At 72.2% G+C, this 19413-nt stretch carries 14 protein-coding genes; 3 read left to right on the top strand and 11 right to left on the bottom strand.

Translation table 11 applies throughout. The features are described from left to right. Positions 1-7: 7 nt before the first annotated feature. The 3 genes from ACQPYE_RS34755 to ACQPYE_RS34745 form a co-directional block, all read right to left on the bottom strand. Positions 8-1456, bottom strand: coding sequence for a neutral zinc metallopeptidase (locus ACQPYE_RS34755; RefSeq protein WP_498717331.1), 1449 nt, complete (start codon positions 1454-1456; stop codon positions 8-10). 63 nt (positions 1457-1519) lie between these two features. Then, positions 1520-2896: a neutral zinc metallopeptidase gene (locus ACQPYE_RS34750; protein ID WP_498717330.1), complete on the bottom strand. Its 1377-nt coding sequence runs from the start codon at positions 2894-2896 to the stop codon at positions 1520-1522. A gap of 26 nt (positions 2897-2922) precedes the next feature. Further along, positions 2923-4119: an MFS transporter gene (locus tag ACQPYE_RS34745; protein WP_498717329.1), complete on the bottom strand. Its 1197-nt coding sequence runs from the start codon at positions 4117-4119 to the stop codon at positions 2923-2925. A 102-nt stretch (positions 4120-4221) separates the two neighbouring features. Here ACQPYE_RS34745 and ACQPYE_RS34740 point away from each other — a divergent pair, with 102 nt between their 5' ends. Further along, a complete protein-coding gene (locus ACQPYE_RS34740; RefSeq protein ID WP_498717327.1) occupies positions 4222-4938 on the top strand; it encodes an ArsR/SmtB family transcription factor in 717 nt (238 codons plus the stop codon). On the opposite strand, the gene ACQPYE_RS34735 is transcribed toward ACQPYE_RS34740, so the two are convergent. The 5 genes from ACQPYE_RS34735 to ACQPYE_RS34715 form a co-directional block, all read right to left on the bottom strand. After that, complete coding sequence (locus tag ACQPYE_RS34735) at positions 4922-5719, bottom strand: class I SAM-dependent methyltransferase (protein ID WP_498717325.1); 798 nt, start codon at positions 5717-5719, stop codon at positions 4922-4924. The genes ACQPYE_RS34740 and ACQPYE_RS34735 overlap by 17 nt on opposite strands. A gap of 130 nt (positions 5720-5849) precedes the next feature. Further along, positions 5850-8084, bottom strand: coding sequence for a 1,4-alpha-glucan branching protein GlgB (gene glgB / locus ACQPYE_RS34730; protein ID WP_498717324.1), 2235 nt, complete (start codon positions 8082-8084; stop codon positions 5850-5852). Further along, positions 8081-9421, bottom strand: a complete 1341-nt coding sequence (locus ACQPYE_RS34725) for a maltokinase N-terminal cap-like domain-containing protein (RefSeq protein ID WP_498717323.1) — start codon at positions 9419-9421, stop codon at positions 8081-8083. The genes glgB and ACQPYE_RS34725 overlap by 4 nt, the downstream gene beginning before the upstream one ends. A 5-nt stretch (positions 9422-9426) precedes the next feature. Then, positions 9427-11238 (bottom strand): maltose alpha-D-glucosyltransferase, encoded by a 1812-nt coding sequence (treS, locus tag ACQPYE_RS34720; RefSeq protein ID WP_498717322.1) that lies wholly within the window; start codon positions 11236-11238, stop codon positions 9427-9429. 112 nt (positions 11239-11350) lie between these two features. Then, a complete protein-coding gene (locus ACQPYE_RS34715; RefSeq protein WP_498717321.1) occupies positions 11351-13336 on the bottom strand; it encodes an alpha-1,4-glucan--maltose-1-phosphate maltosyltransferase in 1986 nt (661 codons plus the stop codon). Positions 13337-13784: 448 nt separating this feature from the next. Between ACQPYE_RS34715 and glgP the strand changes: the two genes are divergently transcribed. Next, positions 13785-16355: an alpha-glucan family phosphorylase gene (gene glgP, locus ACQPYE_RS34710; RefSeq protein ID WP_498717320.1), complete on the top strand. Its 2571-nt coding sequence runs from the start codon at positions 13785-13787 to the stop codon at positions 16353-16355. A 144-nt stretch (positions 16356-16499) separates the two neighbouring features. Further along, the gene (locus ACQPYE_RS34705; protein WP_498717319.1) at positions 16500-17003 is read left to right on the top strand and encodes a hypothetical protein; all 504 of its coding nucleotides are present in this window, start codon (positions 16500-16502) and stop codon (positions 17001-17003) included. Between the two features lie 13 nt (positions 17004-17016). Here the strand turns inward: ACQPYE_RS34705 and ACQPYE_RS34700 are convergent, their stop codons facing one another. The 3 genes from ACQPYE_RS34700 to ACQPYE_RS34690 form a co-directional block, all read right to left on the bottom strand. Beyond that, positions 17017-18141 (bottom strand): hypothetical protein, encoded by a 1125-nt coding sequence (locus tag ACQPYE_RS34700; RefSeq protein ID WP_498717318.1) that lies wholly within the window; start codon positions 18139-18141, stop codon positions 17017-17019. A gap of 152 nt (positions 18142-18293) precedes the next feature. Continuing rightward, on the bottom strand, positions 18294-18680 hold the full coding sequence (locus ACQPYE_RS34695) for a rhodanese-like domain-containing protein (RefSeq protein WP_498717317.1): 387 nt from the start codon (positions 18678-18680) through the stop codon (positions 18294-18296). After that, on the bottom strand, positions 18677-19255 hold the full coding sequence (locus ACQPYE_RS34690; protein WP_498717316.1) for a cysteine dioxygenase: 579 nt from the start codon (positions 19253-19255) through the stop codon (positions 18677-18679). Before ACQPYE_RS34690 ends, ACQPYE_RS34695 begins: the two co-directional genes overlap by 4 nt. Positions 19256-19413 lie beyond the last annotated feature (158 nt).

Here is a 19413-nt window from a genome sequence, read left to right as displayed (position 1 = left end):
CACCGGGTCAGCCGGCGTACTTGCGGGTGCAGAGGCCGGCGCCCTGGTAGAAGCCGTCGCGGAACGACTCGACGCGGGCGAAGCCGGACGGCACCACGGTCCCGTTCACGTCCGCCGCGATCAGGCTCTTGTCCGCCAGCAGCTCGGCCACGGCCTCGTCCAGGTCGCCCGACGACAGCCGCAGCGCCGCCTTGCCCTGGGCCGGCGCGCTGTTCGTCGTCCCGGCCCACGCCCCGGTCAGGCACGCCGTCCGCAACCCCGCCGCCGGACCCTCCAGCCCGTACCCGGTCGCCTTCTGGATCGACAGCGCGAACCGCGACGCGATCTCGGCGAACGCGGCGAAGTCGCCGATCCCGCCCTTCTGCCCCCGCTTCGGCGGCGTGCCGATCTTCACCAGGTCGGGCAGGTCGATGGAGATCGAGTTCGTCGCCGGGCAGTACGCCGCGGGCGAGGTGTCGCCGCCGTCCGGGCACTGCGCGGACGACGAGGTGGACAACGCGGGCGGCGTGGCGGCGGCCTCGTTGAACGCCGCGCGCAGCGACTCCTCCAGCAGGTCGAGCGAACGCTGGTCGTCCACCTTCAGGTTGCCCTTGCCCTGCCCGGTGTCCTTGTCCTCCGCGTCGAACTTCTGCTGCGTGATCCGCGCCTTGATCTCGGCCTCGTCGATCTCCGCGCACCGGGTCGGATCACCGGCGAACCCGAACTGGAACGCCGCCACCCGGTCGAACGCGCTGCCGTGCGCGCCCTGCTTCTCGGCCGACGTGCCCGCCGCGTCCCGGATGAAGAACATCGTCGCCAGCACCTGGTTCAACCCGGGCCCGGTCGAGATGCGGAAGTGCTTGGACTTGCCCTCGGCCACCCACCGGAAGAAGTTGCCCGCGTAGCAGTCGGCCTGCTGCTCCTTGATGATCGACGGCGTGGCCTGGTTGATCCCGCCGATGTCGCCGAGCTTGTACTGGATCGCGTGGCCCATCTCGTGCGCCAGCACGGTCACCACCGACATCGGCCCGAACGCGTCGTCCAGCATCGGCAGCAGCTCGCCGCGGTCCCACGCGATCGAGTCGTCCAACGAGCAGTAGAACGCGTTGGCCACGCCCGCGGTGTTGGTGCGGCAGATCTCGACGCCCTTGCCGTTGGAGTCGTAGGACACCAACCGCTTCACCGGCTCGAACTCCGTGCCGAACCGCGCAGGCAGCTGCTCGGCCCAGTACTCCTCGACGTCGGCCAGCGTGTTGATCGCGAGCCGGTCCATCTCGCCGCCGTCGCCGTTCTCCACCTGGAGGTCGGCGTCCGGCACGCCCGGCTTCGCGCCGCTCTCACCGGTGGTGATGTCCAACCCGGCCACCTTGGTGACGTCGGGCCGTTCCGACCGGCCGTAGCCGCTCACCGTTTGGGTGCACCCGGTCAGCACCATCGCGGTGGCGAGCGTCGCCGCAACCCAAGCCCGTCGAGCCATGCCCAAGCCCCATCCCCGGTCGTGCCGATCCAAGCCCGAACCCTACTTGGCCGGCTCCGGGGACTAGGCCACACCGCAGGCTTCGACGCCCTCGAACACGCCGCCGCGGAACACCTCGACCCGCTTGAACCCCGGACCGAGCGACGTCGACCCGGTCGCGTCACGTGCCGCGTAGTCGTAGGCGAGCAGCACCTGCACCGCTTCGTCGAGGTCGCCGGGCGACAGCCCGAACCCCTTCTGCCGGGTGAACACCTCCCGCGTGTACGCGCCGGCCAGGCACAACGCGCTGGTCGCCGCGCGCTCGCCGTCGAGGTCCGCGCCCACCGCCGCCATCGCGGCCATCGCGTACCGGCTCGCCAGCAGCAGGCCGGTGGCGTAGTCGCCGATCTCGGCGTGCAGCTCGGGCAGGTCCGCCTTCACCTCGAACTCCACCGACTTCTCCGCCGGGCAGTACGCCACCGGGCCCTGGTCGCCGGAGCAGTCCGGCTCCTCCTCGGTGGGCGTGGACTTCGGGTCGGTCCACTTCTTGCCCGCCTGCTCGACCAGGGCCTTGTAGTACAGGTTCAGGTCGGGCGTGACGTTCTCCAGCATCTCGTCGAACGGCAGGTTGCCGCCGCGGTCGCGGTCGTCGGCGGAGGTGAACGCCTGCTGGGTGAACACCCGGTTGTCCGTCGTCATGGCCGCGCAGAACCCGGTGCCCTGCTGGTAGCCGTCCTGGAACGCGGACACCCGGTCGAACGCGTTGCCGTGCGCGGACCGGTCGCTCGCCGAGGTGCCGACCGGGTCGCGGAACGTGATCAGCGCGCCCAGCGCCGAGTCCAGCGTGTCGGAGCCGATGTCGAGGTGCTCGGACTTGTCGTCGTTGACCCACTTGGTGAACGAGCCCGCGAAGCAGTCGGCCATCGCCTCGGTGAGGATCGTGGGGAACCGCTGCGGCTCGCGCCGCTCGGCCTCCGGCGTGATGCCCATCCGGTTCTGCACGGCGTGGCCCATCTCGTGCGCCAGCACGATCACCACGGCCGCGTCGCCGAACCGGTCCTTGAGCACGGGCAGCAGCGCGGCGCGGTCCCAGGCGATGGCGTCGGCGCTGGGGCAGTAGAACGCGTTGCCCTCGACGTCGCTCGCCTTCTCGGTGCACGGCGGCGGCTTGGCGGAGGAGTCGGCGGTGTCGACCGAGTAGATGCCGCCCTTGAGCGGTTCCCACTCCCGGTCGAACGTGTCCGGGAACGCCTCCTGCCAGAACTTGTCGATGTCGGTGACGGCGGTGGCCGCCAGCTGGTCGATCGGGCCGCCGTCGGTGCCCCGGATGAAGCCCGGGTCGACGGTGCCCCTGGTGACGGCCTCGCCCGCCACCGGTGTGCCCGGGATCGCGTGGGCGCAGGCGCTCGCCGTGAGCACAACCGCCGCCAGCAGGACCAGCCGAGCCGATACGAGCCGCATGGGGCCATTGTGCCCGCCCCGAACCCCTACGGGGTCGTGTTCGACGGCACCGCCGGCTCACGGGTGCGCGTCGCCCACCTGGTCAGCGCGGGCACGGGCGCGACCGCGACCAGGAAGACCACCGCCACCGCGAGCCAACCCCCCGCGCCGAGACCACCGAGCGCGAGCGTGAAGACGGCGGGCCCGAACAGCTGCACGGTGGCGGTGGCGGCCTCGTTCACCCCCTGGTACGCGCCACGGGCTTCGTCACGCATGAGGCCGACCGACAAACCCCAGTTCGCGGCCACGTAACCCAGTTCCCCGACCACGTGGAGCACCGCCGCGGCCACCACGACCCCCACGCCCACCGCACCGGAGCCGCCCGCGGTCGTGGCGAGCAGCACGCAGCTCGCGGCCAGGGCGACCCCCGACCGCACCGCCGTGCGCGCGGCCTGGTCCGGGGTGCGGGCGAACCGCGAGAACGGCACCTGGAACACCGCGATGCCCACCGAGCCGACGACCACCACCACGCCGCCCAGCGCGAGCGGCAGGTCCGTCGACCGGGACAGCCACAGCGGCAGCCCGGTCGACAGCATCGCCCAGCACAGCGACAGCACCGAGGTGACCGCGACGACGGCCAGGTAGGGGCGGTCGCGCACCGCGGCACGCGCGCGCGGCGTCCCGTCGACCGGCGCCGGTCTGCGCACGGCGAGCGTCGTCACCGCCAGCACGCCGAACGTGATCGCGTTGCCGGTGATCGCCAGCGCGTAGGTGGAGCGGTCGTCGGCGGTCAGCACCAGGGCGCCGAGCCCGGCGCCGATCGCGTAGCCGACGTGCTGCGCCACCCGCTGCTTCGCCAACGCCCGCACCCTGGCCGCGTCCTCGGTCACCAGGCCCGTGATCAACGCCGTCCGCACGGCGTTGCCGCCGTTGGCGGGCGCGGTGAACGCCACCGTCGCCGCGAGGAACGACCACGCGCCGTCCACCGCCAGGTAGGACGTCATGGCCAGCGCGCGCACGACGGTGATCACCGCCAGCACCAGCCGGGGGTCGAAGCGGTCCGCCAGCGCGCCGAGCGGCACCGCCGCGACCAACCCCGCCGCGCCCGCCACCGCCATGCCGACGCCGACCGTGACCGGCGGCAGCCCGAGCACGCGGGTGAAGAACAAGGCCCACGTGGTGAACCACAGGCCGTCGCCGAGCGCCGAGACGCCGCGTCCCCACAGCAGCACGCCCAACCCCATCGGCACTCACCCTTCACGATTGGCTGAACTCTGACCGTAACGCGGGCCGGTCAGGGTCGCAATCAGGGTTCAGGGCATCGTGAACGGTGATAGGGTGCGCTCGTGGCGGGATGGGTCGACTCCGGCAACGCCGTCCAGGCGTCGGTCGTCGCGCTGGCCCGTGAGCTGTCCGACCCGGTCCGGCTCACCGCGCTGCAACTGCTCGCCGCCGAGGGCCCGCACACGATGGTGCAGCTGGCCGACGCCATGGGCGTCTCGCCGCCGCGCCTGGGCAACCACCTGGCCCGCCTGCGCGCCGCCGGTCTCGTCACGGTCGAGCACACCGGCCGGCACGCCGTCTACCGGGTCGGCCGGGCCGACGTCGCCGACGTCCTCACCGCACTGGCCCGCTACGCCCACCAAGGCGACCTCGTCACGCCCCAGCGCGCGTCATCGCCCGTGGACGTCGCCCACACGTGCTACGACCACGCGGCCGGCCGGCTGGGGATCTCGGTGTTCGCGACCCTGGTCGAGGCCGGCGCGCTCCGCCCGCCCGACGGCCGCACCGGCGAGCTCGCGCCGGGCGACGACCCGACCGCGTTGCACCGCCTGGGCGTCGACCCGGACGTCGTGGCGCCGCGCCGCAGCCTCGCGCTGGCGTGCCTGGACCGCACGCACCGCGTCCCGCACCTGGGCGGCGACCTGGGCCGGCTCGTGCTGGACGCGTTCGTGGCCGACGACCTGGTCCGCCGTCAGGACGGCACCAGGGAGCTCCTCGTCACCGGACGGGGCGCCGAACGGCTGCCCGAGCTGCTGCCGGGCTTCACGCCGGCGCCGTGACGCCGCGCACCGACCACGCCCGCGCGGCGAGCCGGATGGAGCCGTCCGGGTGGGTGGGCAGGCGGGTGCGGAGCAGGTCGCGCAGGGCGCGGCGGCGGTCCTCGGGCAGGGACGCGGTGTAGCCGGGCGCGGGTCCCTGGCCGCCGAGGAACGGGCGCCAGTAGTCGTCGAAGTCGGTGAACACCGTCGGCACCTCCAACGCCTCGACGCGCACCCCGGTCAGCCCGGCGCCGGTCCACAGGTCGCGGAGCGGTTCGGGCCGGCAGAGGGGGAAGCGCCTGCCCTCGTGCAGGGCGGCGGCGGCCGGGTCGAGGTCGGTGGCGGCGTCCCAGAAGAAGCGGGTGATCGCCATGCCCTCGGCGTAGTCCCAGACGTAGCCGGCGACCACGCCGCGCGGCGCGGCGACCCGGGCGAACTCGGCCACGGCCCGGACGGGGTCCGGCACGAAGTTGAGGGCGAGACCGCTGACCACGGCGTCGAAGGCGTGGTCGGGCAGCGGGAGTGACCGGGCGTCACCGACGTGGAAGGCCGCCCGCGGGTCGGCGACCCGGTGCTCGGCGGTGGCCAGGAACCCCTGGGACGGGTCGACCCCGACGACCTCGGCCGGGTCGGCGACCTTGAGGATCGCGGTGGTCAGCGCCCCGGTGCCGCAGCCGACGTCCAACCACCGGCGGCCCGCCGGCACGTCCAGCAGTCGGAGGAACCGCCTCGCGACTGGCGCGCTCCAACGCCCGACGTAAGCCTCGTACGCCTCGCCGACCGCCCACACCTCGTTCGCCATGGGGCCCAGCATGGCAGGCGCCGACCCCCGCGGACGACGTTCCGCACTTCACGGTTCGGATCTCGGCGCGCTGCCTCCGGCCGAGCAGGGCCTCTTGGTCGAGGACCCCGCTCGGCCGCGGCGGCTCGGATCAGAAGGTGGCGAGGTCGTCCGGGTCGATCGGGCCCTCGACGCTCGCCCGGTCCTCCGCGGTGAGCGTCGCGGTGACCGCGGGGGCCTCCGGCGCCAGCCAGAGCACGCCCGCGGGCGGCAGTTGCAGCACCGCCGACGCGGGCCGGCCGTGCCACGGGTGCTCTTCGGCCTCCACCACGCCGAAGTTCCCGACCCCGGACCCGCCGTAGACCTCCGAGTCCGTGTTCACCACCTCGCGCCACCGACCCGCCGCCGGCAGCCCGACCCGGTAGTCGTGGTGCGGCATGCCGGCGAAGTTCGCCACGCACGCGAGCACCGAGCCGTCCTCACCGATCCGCAGGAAGCTCAGCACGTTGCCCGCCGAGTCGTTCGCGTCGATCCACGAGAACCCCTCGGGCTTGTCGTCCGCGCTGTAGAGCGCGGGCGAGCCCCGGTACACCCGGTTCAGGTCGCCGATCAGCCGGTGCAGGCCGCCGTGCAGCGGCGACTCCAGCAGGTGCCAGTCCAGCGACCGGCCCTCCGACCACTCCTCCCGCTGCCCGAACTCGCCGCCCATGAACAGCAGTTGCTTGCCCGGGTGCGCCCACATGAACGCCAGCAGCGACCGCAGCCCGGCCGCCTTGTTCCAGTCGTCGCCGGGCATCCGCTGCCACAACGACCCCTTGCCGTGCACGACCTCGTCGTGCGACAGCGGCAGCACGAAGTTCTCGCTCCACGCGTACACCAGGGAGAACGTGATCTCGTTGTGGTGGAACGACCGGTGGATCGGCTCGCGCGACAGGTAGTGCAGCGAGTCGTGCATCCAGCCCATGTTCCACTTGAACCCGAACCCGAGGCCGCCCAGGTGCGTCGGCCGCGTGACACCCGGCCACGCCGTCGACTCCTCCGCCACCATCACCACGCCGGGGTACCGCTTGTAGACGGTCGCGTTCAGCTCTTGCAGGAACCGCACCGCGTCCAGGTTCTCCCGACCGCCGTACTGGTTGGGCAGCCACTGCCCTTCCTGCCGCGAGTAGTCCAGGTACAGCATCGAGGCCACCGCGTCGACCCGCAGGCCGTCGATGTGGAACTCCTCGATCCAGTACAGCGCGTTGGCGACCAGGAAGTTGCGCACCTCGTTGCGCCCGAAGTCGAACACCAGCGTGCCCCAGTCCGGGTGCTCACCCCGGCGCGGGTCCTCGTGCTCGTACAACGCGCTGCCGTCGAACCTCGCCAACGCCCACGAGTCCTTCGGGAAGTGCGCCGGCACCCAGTCCATGATCACGCCGACGCCGCGCTGGTGCAGCACGTCCACGAAGTGCCGGAAGTCGTCCGGCGAGCCGAACCTCGACGTCGGCGCGTAGTACGACGTCACCTGGTAGCCCCACGACCCGCCGAACGGGTGCTCGGCCACCGGCATCAGCTCCACGTGCGTGAAACCGGCGTCCACCACGTAGTCCGCCAGTTCCGTGGCCAGCTCCCGGTAGCCCAGACCGGGCCGCCACGAGCCGAGGTGCACCTCGTAGGCGCTCATCGGCGCGTTGATCCACTGCGTGGCGTCGCGCCTGGCCAGCCACTCCGCGTCACCCCACTCGTGCGCGCTCCGGGTGACGACGGAGGCGGTCTGCGGCGGCGTCTCGGTGGCGAACGCCATCGGGTCGGCCTTCTCGTGCCACCCGCCGTCCCGGCCGAGGATCCGGAACTTGTACCGGGTGCCCTCCGGGACGCCGGGGATGAAGATCTCCCACACGCCGGACGAGCCGAGCGACCTCATCGGGTTCGCGCGACCGTCCCAGCCGTCGAAGTCGCCGCACACCCGCACACCGCGCGCGGTCGGCGCCCACACGGCGAACGAGACACCGGAGACGGTGCCGTCGGGCGTGTCGTAGGTGCGCACCCGCGCGCCCAGCACGTCCCACAGCCGCTCGTGCCGCCCCTCGCCGATCAGGTGCAGGTCCAGCTCGCCGACCGTCGGCAGCCACCGGTACGGGTCGTCCACCTCGACGGCCCGGTCGCCGTACTCGACCTCCAGCCGGTAGTCGCCGGGGTGCTCGGGCAGCTCGCCCGAGAACAGCCCGTCGGCGACCCGGTCCAGCTCGAACCGCTTGTCGCCGGCCATCACCGCCACCGCGGTCGCGCCCGGCCGCAACGCCCGCGCGACCACGCCCTCCGGGACGTGGTGCACGCCGAGCACCGAGTGCGGGTCGTGGTGCGCCCCGGCCAGCAGCCGGTCGACGTCCTCGGGCGAGATCATGACTGCACCGCTCCCTCTCCAGTGATCCGCGCGATCGACGACAACGGGACCGTCAACCACTCCGGCCTGTTCGCGTGTTCGTAGGCGACCTCGTAGACGGCCTTGTCCAGCTCGAACGCCCGCAGCAGGTAGCCCCGCTTGCGCGGGTCGCCCACCGAGTCCGACGCCGCCTCCGCGTAGCCCTCGGCGAACGCCGCGCGGTTGCGCCGCGACCACTCCAGCGCCCGCACGGTCAGCTGGTGGTCCTCCGGCTGGCCGACGAGCAGCTGGTGGGCCGCGTAGTCGAACGACCGCAGCATCCCCGCCACGTCGCGCAACGGCGAGCGCAGCTCCATCCGCTCCGCGATCGGCGAGCCCGGCTCGCCCTCGAAGTCGATCAGCAGCCACCCCTGCACGGTCCGCAGCACCTGGCCGAGGTGCAGGTCGCCGTGGATGTGCTGCACCGCCACCGCGTCCGGCGTCTCCCTGGCCTGCTCGAACGCCTCCCGCAACGCGGGCACGTACGGCCGCAGCTCCGGCACCGAGGCGACCACCGAGTCCAGCCGCGTGATCATCGCCCGCACGGTCCGGTCGATGTTCTCCGCGTCCGCGGACTGCGTGCCCAGGGCGCGCTCCAGGTCCGCGTGCACGGTGGCCACGGCCTGACCCAGCCGCTGCGCCTCGCCGGCGAAGTCGCCGCCCACCTCGTCGGCGTGCAGGTCGGCCTCGGCCATCAGGTCGCGCACGCTCGTGGTGGCCATGGCCCAGCCGTCCACCGCGTCCGGCATGAACTGCTGGAGCATGCCCACGGTCGTGGTCCGGCCGTCCAGCCGTCCCGTGATCGACCCGAGCGGCTGGGCGATGTGCTCGCACCCGACCTGGCGCAGCGCCCGGTGCAGCGCCAGGTCCGGGTTCTCGCCGTAGGTCAGCTTGCGGAACAGCTTGAGGATGTACTGGTTGCCGAACACGATCGAGGTGTTGGACTGCTCGGACGTGATCGGCCGGCCGCGCAGCCCCGTCTGCAGCTCCACTCCCGGCTCGTGCGCGAACCTCAGGCCCTCGACCTCGACGCCCTCGGCGACCAGGTCGAGCAGCACGCCGGTCAGCTCCGGCACGTGGGTCGCGTCGTAGTTGTCCACGTGGTCGGTGACGAGCAGCTGGTACGGCTCGCGCCGGTCCGGCTGCTCCACCTCCACCACCAGGTGCACCAGCACCGGCTCCTCGGCCCGCAGCACCGCCGTCCGCAGCGGGCGGATCGAGGTGACCGGGCGGTCCTTGCCGCCGAACCACCGCTGCGCCGGCAGCCACTCTGGCAGCTCGGCCATCACCCTGTCGACCAGGTCGTGGGGCTCCGTCACGTCCATCACCTCGGCTCGCTGTCGTCGCCGGCTTCCACGAGCTGGAACCAGTAGAAGCCGTGCCCGGGCAGGGTCAGCAGGTAGGGCAGGTCGCCGACGGTCGGGAACACGACGCCGCCGGTCAGCTCGACCGGCCGGCTGCCGTGGTGCTCCGACAGGTCGAGCTCGACCGGCTGCGGGAACCGCGACAGGTTGTTCACGCACAGCACGACGTCCTCGTGGCCGTCGGGCCGCAGCCACCGCCGCCGGTAGGCCAGCACGCTCGGGTTCGACCCGCCCAGGTCGGTGAAGTCGCCCTCCGCGAACGCGTGGTGCTGCTTGCGGACCTCGATCATCCGCCGGGTCCAGTGCAGCAGCGAGGACTGGTTGTTCAGCTGCGCCTCGACGTTGAGCGCCTGGTAGCCGTACACCGGGTCCATGATCACGGGCAGGTAGATCCGGCCGGGGTCGCAGCTGGAGAACCCCGCGTTGCGGTCCGGGGTCCACTGCATCGGCGTGCGCACCGCGTCGCGGTCGCCCAGCCAGATGTTGTCGCCCATGCCGATCTCGTCACCGTAGTAGAGGACGGGCGAGCCGGGAAGCGACAGCAGCATCGCGGTGAACAGCTCCTGCTGGTTGCGGTCGTTCTCCAGCAGCGGTGCCAGGCGACGTCTGATGCCGATGTTCGCCTTCATCCGCGGGTCCTTGGCGTACTCCGCGTACATGTAGTCGCGTTCCTCGTCGGTGACCATCTCGAGCGTCAGCTCGTCGTGGTTGCGCAGGAAGATGCCCCACTGCGCGCCGGACGGGATCTCCGGGGTCTGCGCGAGGATCTCCGAGATCGGGAACCGCGACTCCCGCCGCACCGCCATGAAGATGCGCGGCATCAGCGGGAAGTGGAACGCCATGTGGCACTCGTCGCCACCGACATCGGGGTCGCCGAAGTACTCCACCACGTCCGACGGCCACTGGTTGGCCTCCGCGAGCAGCACCCGGCCGGGGTACTCGTCGTCGACGACCTTGCGGCAGCGCTTGAGGAAGTCGTGCGTGCGCGGCAGGTTCTCGCAGTTCGTGCCCTCCTGCTCGAACAGGTACGGCACGGCGTCGAGCCGGAACCCGTCGATGCCGAGGTCGAGCCAGAACCGCAGGGTGTCCAGCATGGCCTCCTGGACGTGCGGGTTCTCGAAGTTCAGGTCGGGTTGGTGGGAGAAGAACCGGTGCCAGTAGAACTGGCCGCGCACCGGGTCGTAGGTCCAGTTGGACGACTCGGTGTCGACGAAGATGATCCGCGCGTCCGCGTAGCGCTGGTCGTCGTCGCTCCACACGTAGTAGTCGCCGTAGGGTCCGTCCGGGTCGGTCCGCGACTGCTGGAACCACGGGTGCGCGTCGCTGGTGTGGTTGAGCACCAGGTCGGTGATCACCCGGATGCCGCGCCGGTGCGCCTCGTCCAGCAGGTACACGAAGTCCTCGACCGAGCCGAACTCCGGCAGCACCGCGCGGAAGTCGGAGATGTCGTAGCCGCCGTCGCGCAGCGGCGAGGCGTAGAACGGCGGCAGCCACAGGCAGTCGACGCCGAGCCACTCCAGGTAGTCCAGCCGGGACGCGAGGCCCCGCAGGTCTCCGGTGCCGTCGCCGTTGGAGTCGCTGAACGCGCGCACCAGCACCTCGTAGAACACCGCGCCCTTGAACCAGTCGCGCTCGCGCGGCACCAGCTTGGCCGACCGGAAGTCCTCGGCCTGCGGTTCGACCAGCAGGCCGTCCGCGCCGATGGCCTCGCCGGTGTGCGGCACGTTCTCCAGGCCTACCAGCGCGGCGTCGGGTCGTGCCTCTTCCTGCATGTGTGCTCCACCTCGTCCCACCTCATTGGGGGTGCGTTCGATCGTCCCTCGTGCTCTTCGGCGGGCACGGGGACTCGGTAAAGGGGACCGGGCTGGGTTTCTCTCGGCCGGGTTAACCGGCGCTGCCGAACCTGCGCTGGACGCCGACGACGTGCGCCGGGGCGCGCCAGGGTTCCAGGCGGACGTAGTTCGCCTGACCCCAGTCCCAGGTCTCCCCGGACACCTCGTCGTGCGCGATCAGCCGCTCGTGCCAGTCGACACCGAGCGCGGGCAGGTCCAGCCAGACGGTGCCGTCCTGCGCTTCGTGCGGGTCCAGGTTGACCACGACGACGACCGTGTCGCCCGTGGCCGGGTCCTGCTTGGAGTAGGCGATCAACGCCGGGTTGTCGACGTGGTGGAACCGGAGTGTTCGCATCTGCTGCAACGCCGGGTGCGCCCGGCGGATCGCGTTCAGCTTGCGCAACCACGGTTCCAGCGACCGTCCCTCGGCCACCGCCGCCGCGTAGTCGCGGGGGCGGAGCTGGTACTTCTCCGAGTTCAGGTACTCCTCGCTGCCCGGCCGGACGGCCTCGTGCTCGAACAGCTCGTAGCCCGAGTACACACCCCAGGTCGGCGCCATCGTCGCCGCCAGCGCCGCGCGCAGCGCGAACATGCCCGGACCGCCGTGCTGGAGCGATTCGTGCAGGATGTCGGGGGTGTTGACGAACAGGTTGGGCCGTGCCTCATCCCAGTGCTCGACCAGCTCGTTGCCGAACTCGGTCAGCTCCTCCTTGGTCGTGCGCCAGGTGAAGTAGGTGTAGCTCTGCGTGAAGCCGAGCTTGGCCAGGCCGTACAGGCGGGCAGGGCGGGTGAACGCCTCGGACAGGAACAGCACGTCCGGGTGGCGGTCCTTGACCGCCCAGATCAGCCACGCCCAGAAGTCCGGCGGCTTGGTGTGCGGGTTGTCGACCCGGAAGATCCGCACCCCGTGGTCGACCCAGTGCAGCACGACGCGCAGCACCTCGTTGTAGATGCCCTGCGGGTCGTTGTCGAAGTTGACCGGGTAGATGTCCTGGTACTTCTTCGGCGGGTTCTCCGCGTAGGCGATCGAGCCGTCCGGGCGGGTGGTGAACCACTCGGGGTTCTTCAGCACCCACGGGTGGTCCGGGGCGCACTGCAGCGCCAGGTCCAGGGCCACCTCGATGTTCAGCTCGTTCGCGCGGGCCACGAACGCGTCGAAGTCCTCGATCGTGCCGAGCTCCGGGTGGATCGCGTCGTGCCCGCCCTCGTCCGCGCCGATGGCCCAGGTCGAGCCCGGGTCGTCCTCGGTGGCGGTGAGCGTGTTGTTCGGGCCCTTGCGGTTCACCCGCCCGATCGGGTGGATCGGGGGCAGGTAGGCGACGTCGAAGCCCATGGCCGCGACGCGGTCGAGCTCCTTGGCGGCGGTGACGAACGTGCCGTGCACCGGGACGCCCGACTCGTCGACGCCGCCCGTGCTGCGGGGGAAGAACTCGTACCAGGAGCCGAACGCCGCCAGCTTGCGGTCGACCCACACCTTCTGCGGCTTGCCCCGGGTGACCAGCTCGCGGACGGGGTGCTCGTGCATGATCCGGCGGACGTCGCCCGCGAGGGCGGGCGCGACCCGCTCGGCGAGGGGCCGGTGCTCGTCGCGCAGCGCGGTGGCCGCGTTGACCAGCAGCGGCTTGTCCTTGCGCCGGTCGGGACGGCGGCTGACGCGGTCGAGCAGCAGCGCGCCGGCCTCCAGGTCGTTCGCCAGCTCGTGCGCGCTCTGGCCCGCGGCGATCTTGACCTCGACGGCGTGCTCCCAGGTGGCCCACGGGTCGCTCCAGGCGTCGACGCGGAACGTCCACGCGCCCGGCTTGTCCGGCACGATCGTGGCGGCCCAGCGGTCGAGCCCGTCACCGTGCGGGACCATCCTCGTCTGTCTGGCGACCCGGTCGTCCGGTCCCCGCCACGCCACCGTGGCGGCCACGGCGTCGTGGCCCTCGCGCCACACCGTGGCCTCGACCGGCACGTGTTCGCCGACCACGGCCTTCGCCGGGTAGCGACCGCCGCTCACGGTCGGGGAGACATCGTCGATACCGAGTCGTCCGCTCATCGGCAGCGCCCCTCTCACCTGGTGTGACGCTTGCGCGGTCAAGTCTGCCCGCAGCGGTGGGACCACCCACCACCGGGACACCCTCTTTACTCGCTGTTCCTACCCCGTTCTCCCGGATCGCACACTTGGTGGTGGCGTCCGTCTCGCGATTCGAGCAGATTTGCAACTCGTGATCGGTTCCGAAGGCGTGCCACGCCGGTACCGATCGAGCGACCAAGATCACTCGGGCAGGGGACGCCAGGCACGGCGGTCGGCTCGATCACCCGATCGGCCCGATGATCACGCCGACGGGTCCGCGCGACGGCCGGCAGAGCGATCTTGACGTTTGCGCGCACCGCGCGAAATAACTTGCAGACCGGCGTTTCCCCAGGTGGGGCTGGATCGGTCCCTGCATCGGTTCGGGTGACCGGTGTCCCGCACCGCTGGATGGGGGATAAGGTCCGACGCCATGCGAGCACTTCGCCGGTTCACCGTCCGAGCCAGTCTGCCCGAGCCGCTGGCGGCCCTGGGCACCCTCGCCACGAACCTGCGCTGGACGTGGCACCCGCCCACCCAGGACCTGTTCGCGTCGGTCGACCCCGAGCTGTGGGCCGAGAGCGGGGATCCGTTGCGGCTGTTGTCCGTGGTCGCCCCCGAGCGCCTGGAAGCGCTGTCCCGTGACGAGCAGTTCCTCGCCCACGCCCGTGCCCTGGCCGACGACCTGCACCGCTACACCACCGGGCCGCGCTGGTTCCAGCGCCGCCAGGACGAGATCGGGCAGCGCCGCGAGCACGGCAACCACGACCTGCACCCCCTGCCGTCCGCGATCGCCTACTTCTCGATGGAGTTCGGCGTCACCGAGGCCCTGCCGAACTACTCCGGCGGCCTCGGCGTGCTGGCGGGCGACCACCTCAAGGCGGCCTCCGACCTGGGCGTGCCGCTGATCGCGGTCGGCCTGCTCTACCGGTCGGGCTACTTCCGCCAGGCGCTGTCCCTGGACGGCTGGCAGATCGAGCACTACCCCGTGCTCGACCCGCGCGGCCTGCCGCTGGAACTGCTCACCGAGCCGTCCGGCGCGCCGATCCTGGTGCACGTCGCCATGCCCGGCGACCGGGTGCTGCGCGCCAAGGTGTGGAAGGCGCAGGTCGGCCGCATCCCGCTGCTGCTCCTCGACTCCGACGTGGAGGAGAACGACGACGACCTGCGCGGCGTCACCGACCGCCTCTACGGCGGCGACCAGGACCACCGCATCCGGCAGGAGATCCTGGCCGGCGTCGGCGGCGTCCGCGCCGTGCGCACGTACTGCGACCTGACCGGCCACCCGTCGCCCGAGGTGTTCCACACCAACGAGGGCCACGCGGGCTTCCTCGGCCTGGAGCGCATCCGCGAGCTGGTCACGACCGAGGGCCTCGACTTCGACCAGGCGCTGGCGGCGGTGCGCGCCGGCACGGTGTTCACCACGCACACGCCGGTGCCGGCGGGCATCGACCGGTTCCCCGTCGACCTGGTGCAGCACTACTTCGGCGCCGAGACCCTGCTGCCGGGGGTGAACACCCAGCGGCTCCTCGCCCTCGGCGCGGAGGACAACCCGGGCCTGTTCAACATGGCGCACATGGGCCTGCGGCTCGCGCAGCGCGCGAACGGCGTCTCCAAGCTGCACGGCACCGTCAGCCGCGACATGTTCCGCGGCCTGTGGCCGGGCTTCGACGCCTCGGAGGTGCCGATCGGCTCGGTCACCAACGGCGTGCACGGCCCGACGTGGGCGGCGACCGAGATGAGCAGGCTGGTCGGCGACACCGAGGAGTCCGGCGTCGGCCCGCACGGGTTCGAGCCGGTCACCGACCAGCGGCTGTGGGAGCTGCGCAACGACCTGCGCGGCAAGCTCGTCGGCGAGATCCGCCGCCGCACGCGCGCGTCGTGGCTGCAACGCGGCGCGTCGGCGTTGGAGCTCGGCTGGACCGACTCGGTGTTCGACCCGGACGTGCTGACCGTCGGCTTCGCCCGCCGCGTGCCGACCTACAAGCGGTTGACGCTGATGCTGCGCGACCCGGAGCGGCTGCGCGCGATGCTGCTGCACCCCGAACGGCCGGTGCAGCTGGTCGTCGCGGGCAAGTCGCACCCCGCCGACGACGGTGGCAAGGCGCTGATCCAGCAGATCGTGCGGTTCGCCGACGACGCGGGCGTGCGGCACCGGATCGTGTTCCTGCCCGACTACGACATGTCCATGGCCCGGTACCTGTACTGGGGCTGCGACGTGTGGCTGAACAACCCGATGCGCCCGCTGGAGGCGTGCGGCACGTCCGGCATGAAGTCGGCGTTGAACGGCGGGCTGAACCTGTCGATCCGCGACGGCTGGTGGGACGAGCTGTACGACGGCAGCAACGGCTGGGCCATCCCGACCGCCGACGGCATCACCGACCCGACCCGGCGTGACGACCTGGAGGCCGCCGCGCTGTACGACCTGCTGGGCAGCCAGGTCGCGCCGCTGTTCTACGACCGCGGCGAGGACGGCGTGCCGACGCGGTGGCTGGCCATGGTGCGGCACACGCTCGCCTCGCTCGGCCCGGCGGTGCAGGCGTCGCGGATGGTGCGCGAGTACGTGGAGAACCTGTACGCGCCCGCCGCGTCGTCGGCCGCCTCGGTGGTCGGCGAGGGCTTCCGGGGCGCGAAGGAGCTGGCCGCGTACCGGCAGCGGCTGCGGTCGTCGTGGACGCGGGTGCGGGTGCTGGAGTCGGAGGTGTCGCTGAACGGGTCGGTGACGCCGAACCTCGGCTCGCCGGTCGGCGTGCGGGCCCGGATCGAGCTGGCCGGGCTGGAACCGTCCGAGGTGCACGTCCAGGTGGCGCTGGGCCGGGTCGGCGACTCCGACGAGCTGTACGACGTGGTCACGCACGGCATGGACTACGCGGGCAACGGCAACTACGAGGCCGAGGTGCCGTTGCCGCACGCGGGCGCCGTCGGCTACACGGTGCGCGTGCTGCCGAGGCACGACCTGCTCGCGTCACCGGCCGAACTCGGTCGGGTCGTGCTGGCCGGGTGACACCGCTCGTTCAGGTGGCCGTCGGCGTGACCGGCGGTCACCTGAGCCGCGGTTCGTCCACGCTGGTGGGACGGGTTTCTTCGGTCGGGTGAACTCGTCGGTTTCACCAGCGGGTGGCCGTGCGTTCCTGCTTACGCTTCCGGCGTGAGGAAATTCGCGACGATCGGCACGGTGCTCGCCGTCGTGCTCGCCGTGGCCGTCATCCCGGCCGCGTCGGCGCCACGGCGGTCGGCGGAACCCCCCGCCGCGTGCGCGGGACTGGTGACGCAGCTCGCGGACACGCTCAAGAAGGTGGTCGAGCCGCTGGCCGCGACCCCGCCGGCGCCCGACAAGGCCGCCGTGCCGCTGGGCGACGTGCTGCGGCTGCTGGTGGCGATGACGGCGGCGAAGTGCCTGCCGACACCGCCGGCGACCGCGCTCGCGCAGGACCGGTTCCGCGGGCCGGAGCTGTGCCTGTCGCAGGACCTGGCGATGTTCGCCGGCGCGTTCAGCGTGTTGAGCAAGCTCGTGCCCGGCGCCGTGCCGCCGGACCCGGGGAAGCTGCGCGCCGAGGCGCAGACGTGGTTGAAGGTCGTGAACGAGGCCTTGAAGAACTGCGGCCTGCCCGTGCCGGAGGGCGGTATGCCCACCATGCCGGACCCCGCCTAGCCCTCCGGGTTCCCTAGGAGATGTCGAGCCGGGCGGTGGTGTCCGCGACCCGGGGCAGCCAGCCGGCGAGCTGTCGCGCCTCGACCAGGCTCGCGCGGGCGGACGCGTTGTCACCGGCGGCCATCTGCGCGCGGGCGATCGTGGCGAGGGCGTCGGCGCGGGCCAGACCGCTCTCGCTGGTGGCCTTGGCCTGCGTGGCGAGGACGAGCGCGGTGGCGTGGTCGTGCTCGATGAGGGCGAGTTGCGCCAGCGTGCCCGTGCAGCGGTGGCGCGGGTAGCCGAACTTCATCGCGCCGTCCGCCGCGCGCCTCGCCGCCGGCACGCCGACCTCGGCGGGCAGTTGGCCGCCCTCGACCGCGTTCGCCGTGGAGCCGGCCATCGCGGCGAGCACGAACGCCATGTCGCGCGGCTCCAGGTCGGTGCGCCCGACCAGGCCGCTGACCAGGTGCAGCGCCTCGCCGTACCGGCCGCGCAGGGTCAGCACGGAGGACCGCGCGCCGATCGCGACGAGCAGCGTGGGGTGGCGCTCGACCAGTTCGTCGGCGAGCGCCTCGGCCCGGTCGAGGTCGCCGGCCTCCAGCGCGTCGGTCACCTGGTTGACCAGGGGCGTCGCCTCGAACTCCGCCGCCGTGCGGCCGGACGTCCGGGGCAGGGTGAACAGGAACCAGCCGGGTGAGGTGGTGCCCGCGCCGCGCCGCGGCCACAGGGCGTTGAGCAGCACGGCCGTGCCCGCGACCGCGAAACCCCGCAGGAACGGCTGGTCCGCGTCCGACCAGACGAGCGCGCCGAGCCAGGCCACCGCCACGACCGCCGCGCCCACCACCACCGACGTGAGGCCGGTCAGCGACAGCCGACGGCGGACCGGCGCCTCGATCGACGTGAGGCCGACCGACATCAGCAGCGGGATCGTCCGCCAGACCACCCGCAGGTGGGGCTTCGTCCACGTGCGGACCTCGCCGCCGACGCCGATCTCGACCAGCGGCACCCGCACGTGCCACAGCCGTGCGCCGGCCAGCAGGCCGAGCTGCACCGCCGCGTTGACGGCCCAGGCCCCGACCGCGGCCCCGCCGAACGTCGCGACACCCGGCCGCCAGAGCACGAGGACGACCAGGGCCAACCCGGTCAGCGCTTTCCACACGAACCTGGAGACGCTACCGCCGACCTCCCGGTTCCCGAACGCGAGAGTCCTACGTTCACAACGCGAGAGTCCTACGTCCACAACGCGCGTGTCCTACGTCCAGAACAAGCGTGTCCTACGTTCAGGACACCCGAGTTGAACGCTCAGGACGGTCAGGTGACGGCTTGGGTGGCGCCCGGGCGGACGGGGAGGCCGGCGGAGGCGTAGCCGCGGAAGCCGCCCACCAGGTCCGTCGCGCGCGGCAGGCCCACGCGTTGCAGGTCGCGGGCGGCGAGGCTGGAGGCGTAGCCCTCGTTGCACAGCACGACCACGGTGGTGTCGGCGGTGAAGCCGGGGATGCGGTGCTCGCCGTGCGGGTCCAGCCGCCACTCCAGCACGATCCGCTCCACCGGGATCGAGCCGGGGATCTCACCCTCCGCCGCCCGGTTGTGGTGCGGTCGGATGTCCACCACCAGCACGTCCGACAACGCGGCCAGCTCCTCCGGCGACACGCGGGTCAACGACCGCCGCGCCTCCTCCAGCAACTCCTCGGCACTCACGGGCCCTCCTGGTCGGCCAGAACGCGCAGCTGCTCCAACGGCAGCCGCAGGGCGGGCAACGGCGGGATCTCCTGCGGTATGTCGGCGAGGCTCGGGTACTCCCGGGTCGGCACCAGCGGCGGCGAGTAGGCGTGCACGCTCGCCGCGCCGACGACTCCCTGGTTCAGCACCCGGTGCGCACGCCCCGCGCCGAAGCCCAGCGCGCTGCCCACGGGTCGCGCGGCGCTGCGGATCGGCCCACCGGGGTAGCGGTAGTCCTCCGCCAGCTCACCGGTCAGCACGGTGAACGAGCCCGCCGCGCCGCCGTGGTCGTGCGGCTCGGTGCCCTGACCGGGCAGCCAGCTCAGCAGCCACAGCTCGACGCCCTCGGTCAGCCCGAGACGCGCCCACCAGCGCCGATCGGGGTCGAACCGCAGGATGTCCAGCAACGGCGTGGTCAGTTCGGCGGCGACGGTGGACGTCAGGTCGCGCAGCTCGCGCGGCGTCCACAGGTCGCGTTCCGGGTGGATGATGTCGCGCAGGAACCGCACGTCCAGCTTCGGGTGCAGTTCGGCGCGCGCGATCGTCGCGGTCACGATGGGTCGCTCCTGATGGCTACGGGTCGGGCGGGGTAGCGATCAAGACGCGACGCGGCGTCAACCCGTGGGGCGTGACCGGCCGCGTCGCGTCCCGCTACACCCGCACGACGCCACCAGCAGGAGGTCGATCGTGCGGTCGCACCAGGTCAGCAACG

Source organism: Actinosynnema sp. CA-299493 (assembly GCF_050946825.1).
Taxonomy (GTDB): domain Bacteria; phylum Actinomycetota; class Actinomycetes; order Mycobacteriales; family Pseudonocardiaceae; genus Actinosynnema.
This window is presented reverse-complemented; position numbering and strand designations above follow the sequence as displayed.

Bases quoted from the DNA above. Each gene is read 5' to 3' on its own strand.
- ACQPYE_RS34750 (WP_498717330.1), bottom strand. From the start codon at position 2,896: ATGCGGCTCGTATCGGCTCGGCTGGTCCTGCTGGCGGCGGTTGTGCTC.
- glgB (WP_498717324.1), bottom strand. From the start codon at position 8,084: ATGATCTCGCCCGAGGACGTCGACCGGCTGCTGGCCGGGGCGCACCAC.
- treS (WP_498717322.1), bottom strand. From the start codon at position 11,238: ATGCAGGAAGAGGCACGACCCGACGCCGCGCTGGTAGGCCTGGAGAAC.
- glgP (WP_498717320.1), top strand. From the start codon at position 13,785: ATGCGAGCACTTCGCCGGTTCACCGTCCGAGCCAGTCTGCCCGAGCCG.
- ACQPYE_RS34745 (WP_498717329.1), bottom strand. From the start codon at position 4,119: ATGGGGTTGGGCGTGCTGCTGTGGGGACGCGGCGTCTCGGCGCTCGGC.
- ACQPYE_RS34715 (WP_498717321.1), bottom strand. From the start codon at position 13,336: ATGAGCGGACGACTCGGTATCGACGATGTCTCCCCGACCGTGAGCGGC.
- ACQPYE_RS34735 (WP_498717325.1), bottom strand. From the start codon at position 5,719: ATGGCGAACGAGGTGTGGGCGGTCGGCGAGGCGTACGAGGCTTACGTC.
- ACQPYE_RS34755 (WP_498717331.1), bottom strand. From the start codon at position 1,456: ATGGCTCGACGGGCTTGGGTTGCGGCGACGCTCGCCACCGCGATGGTG.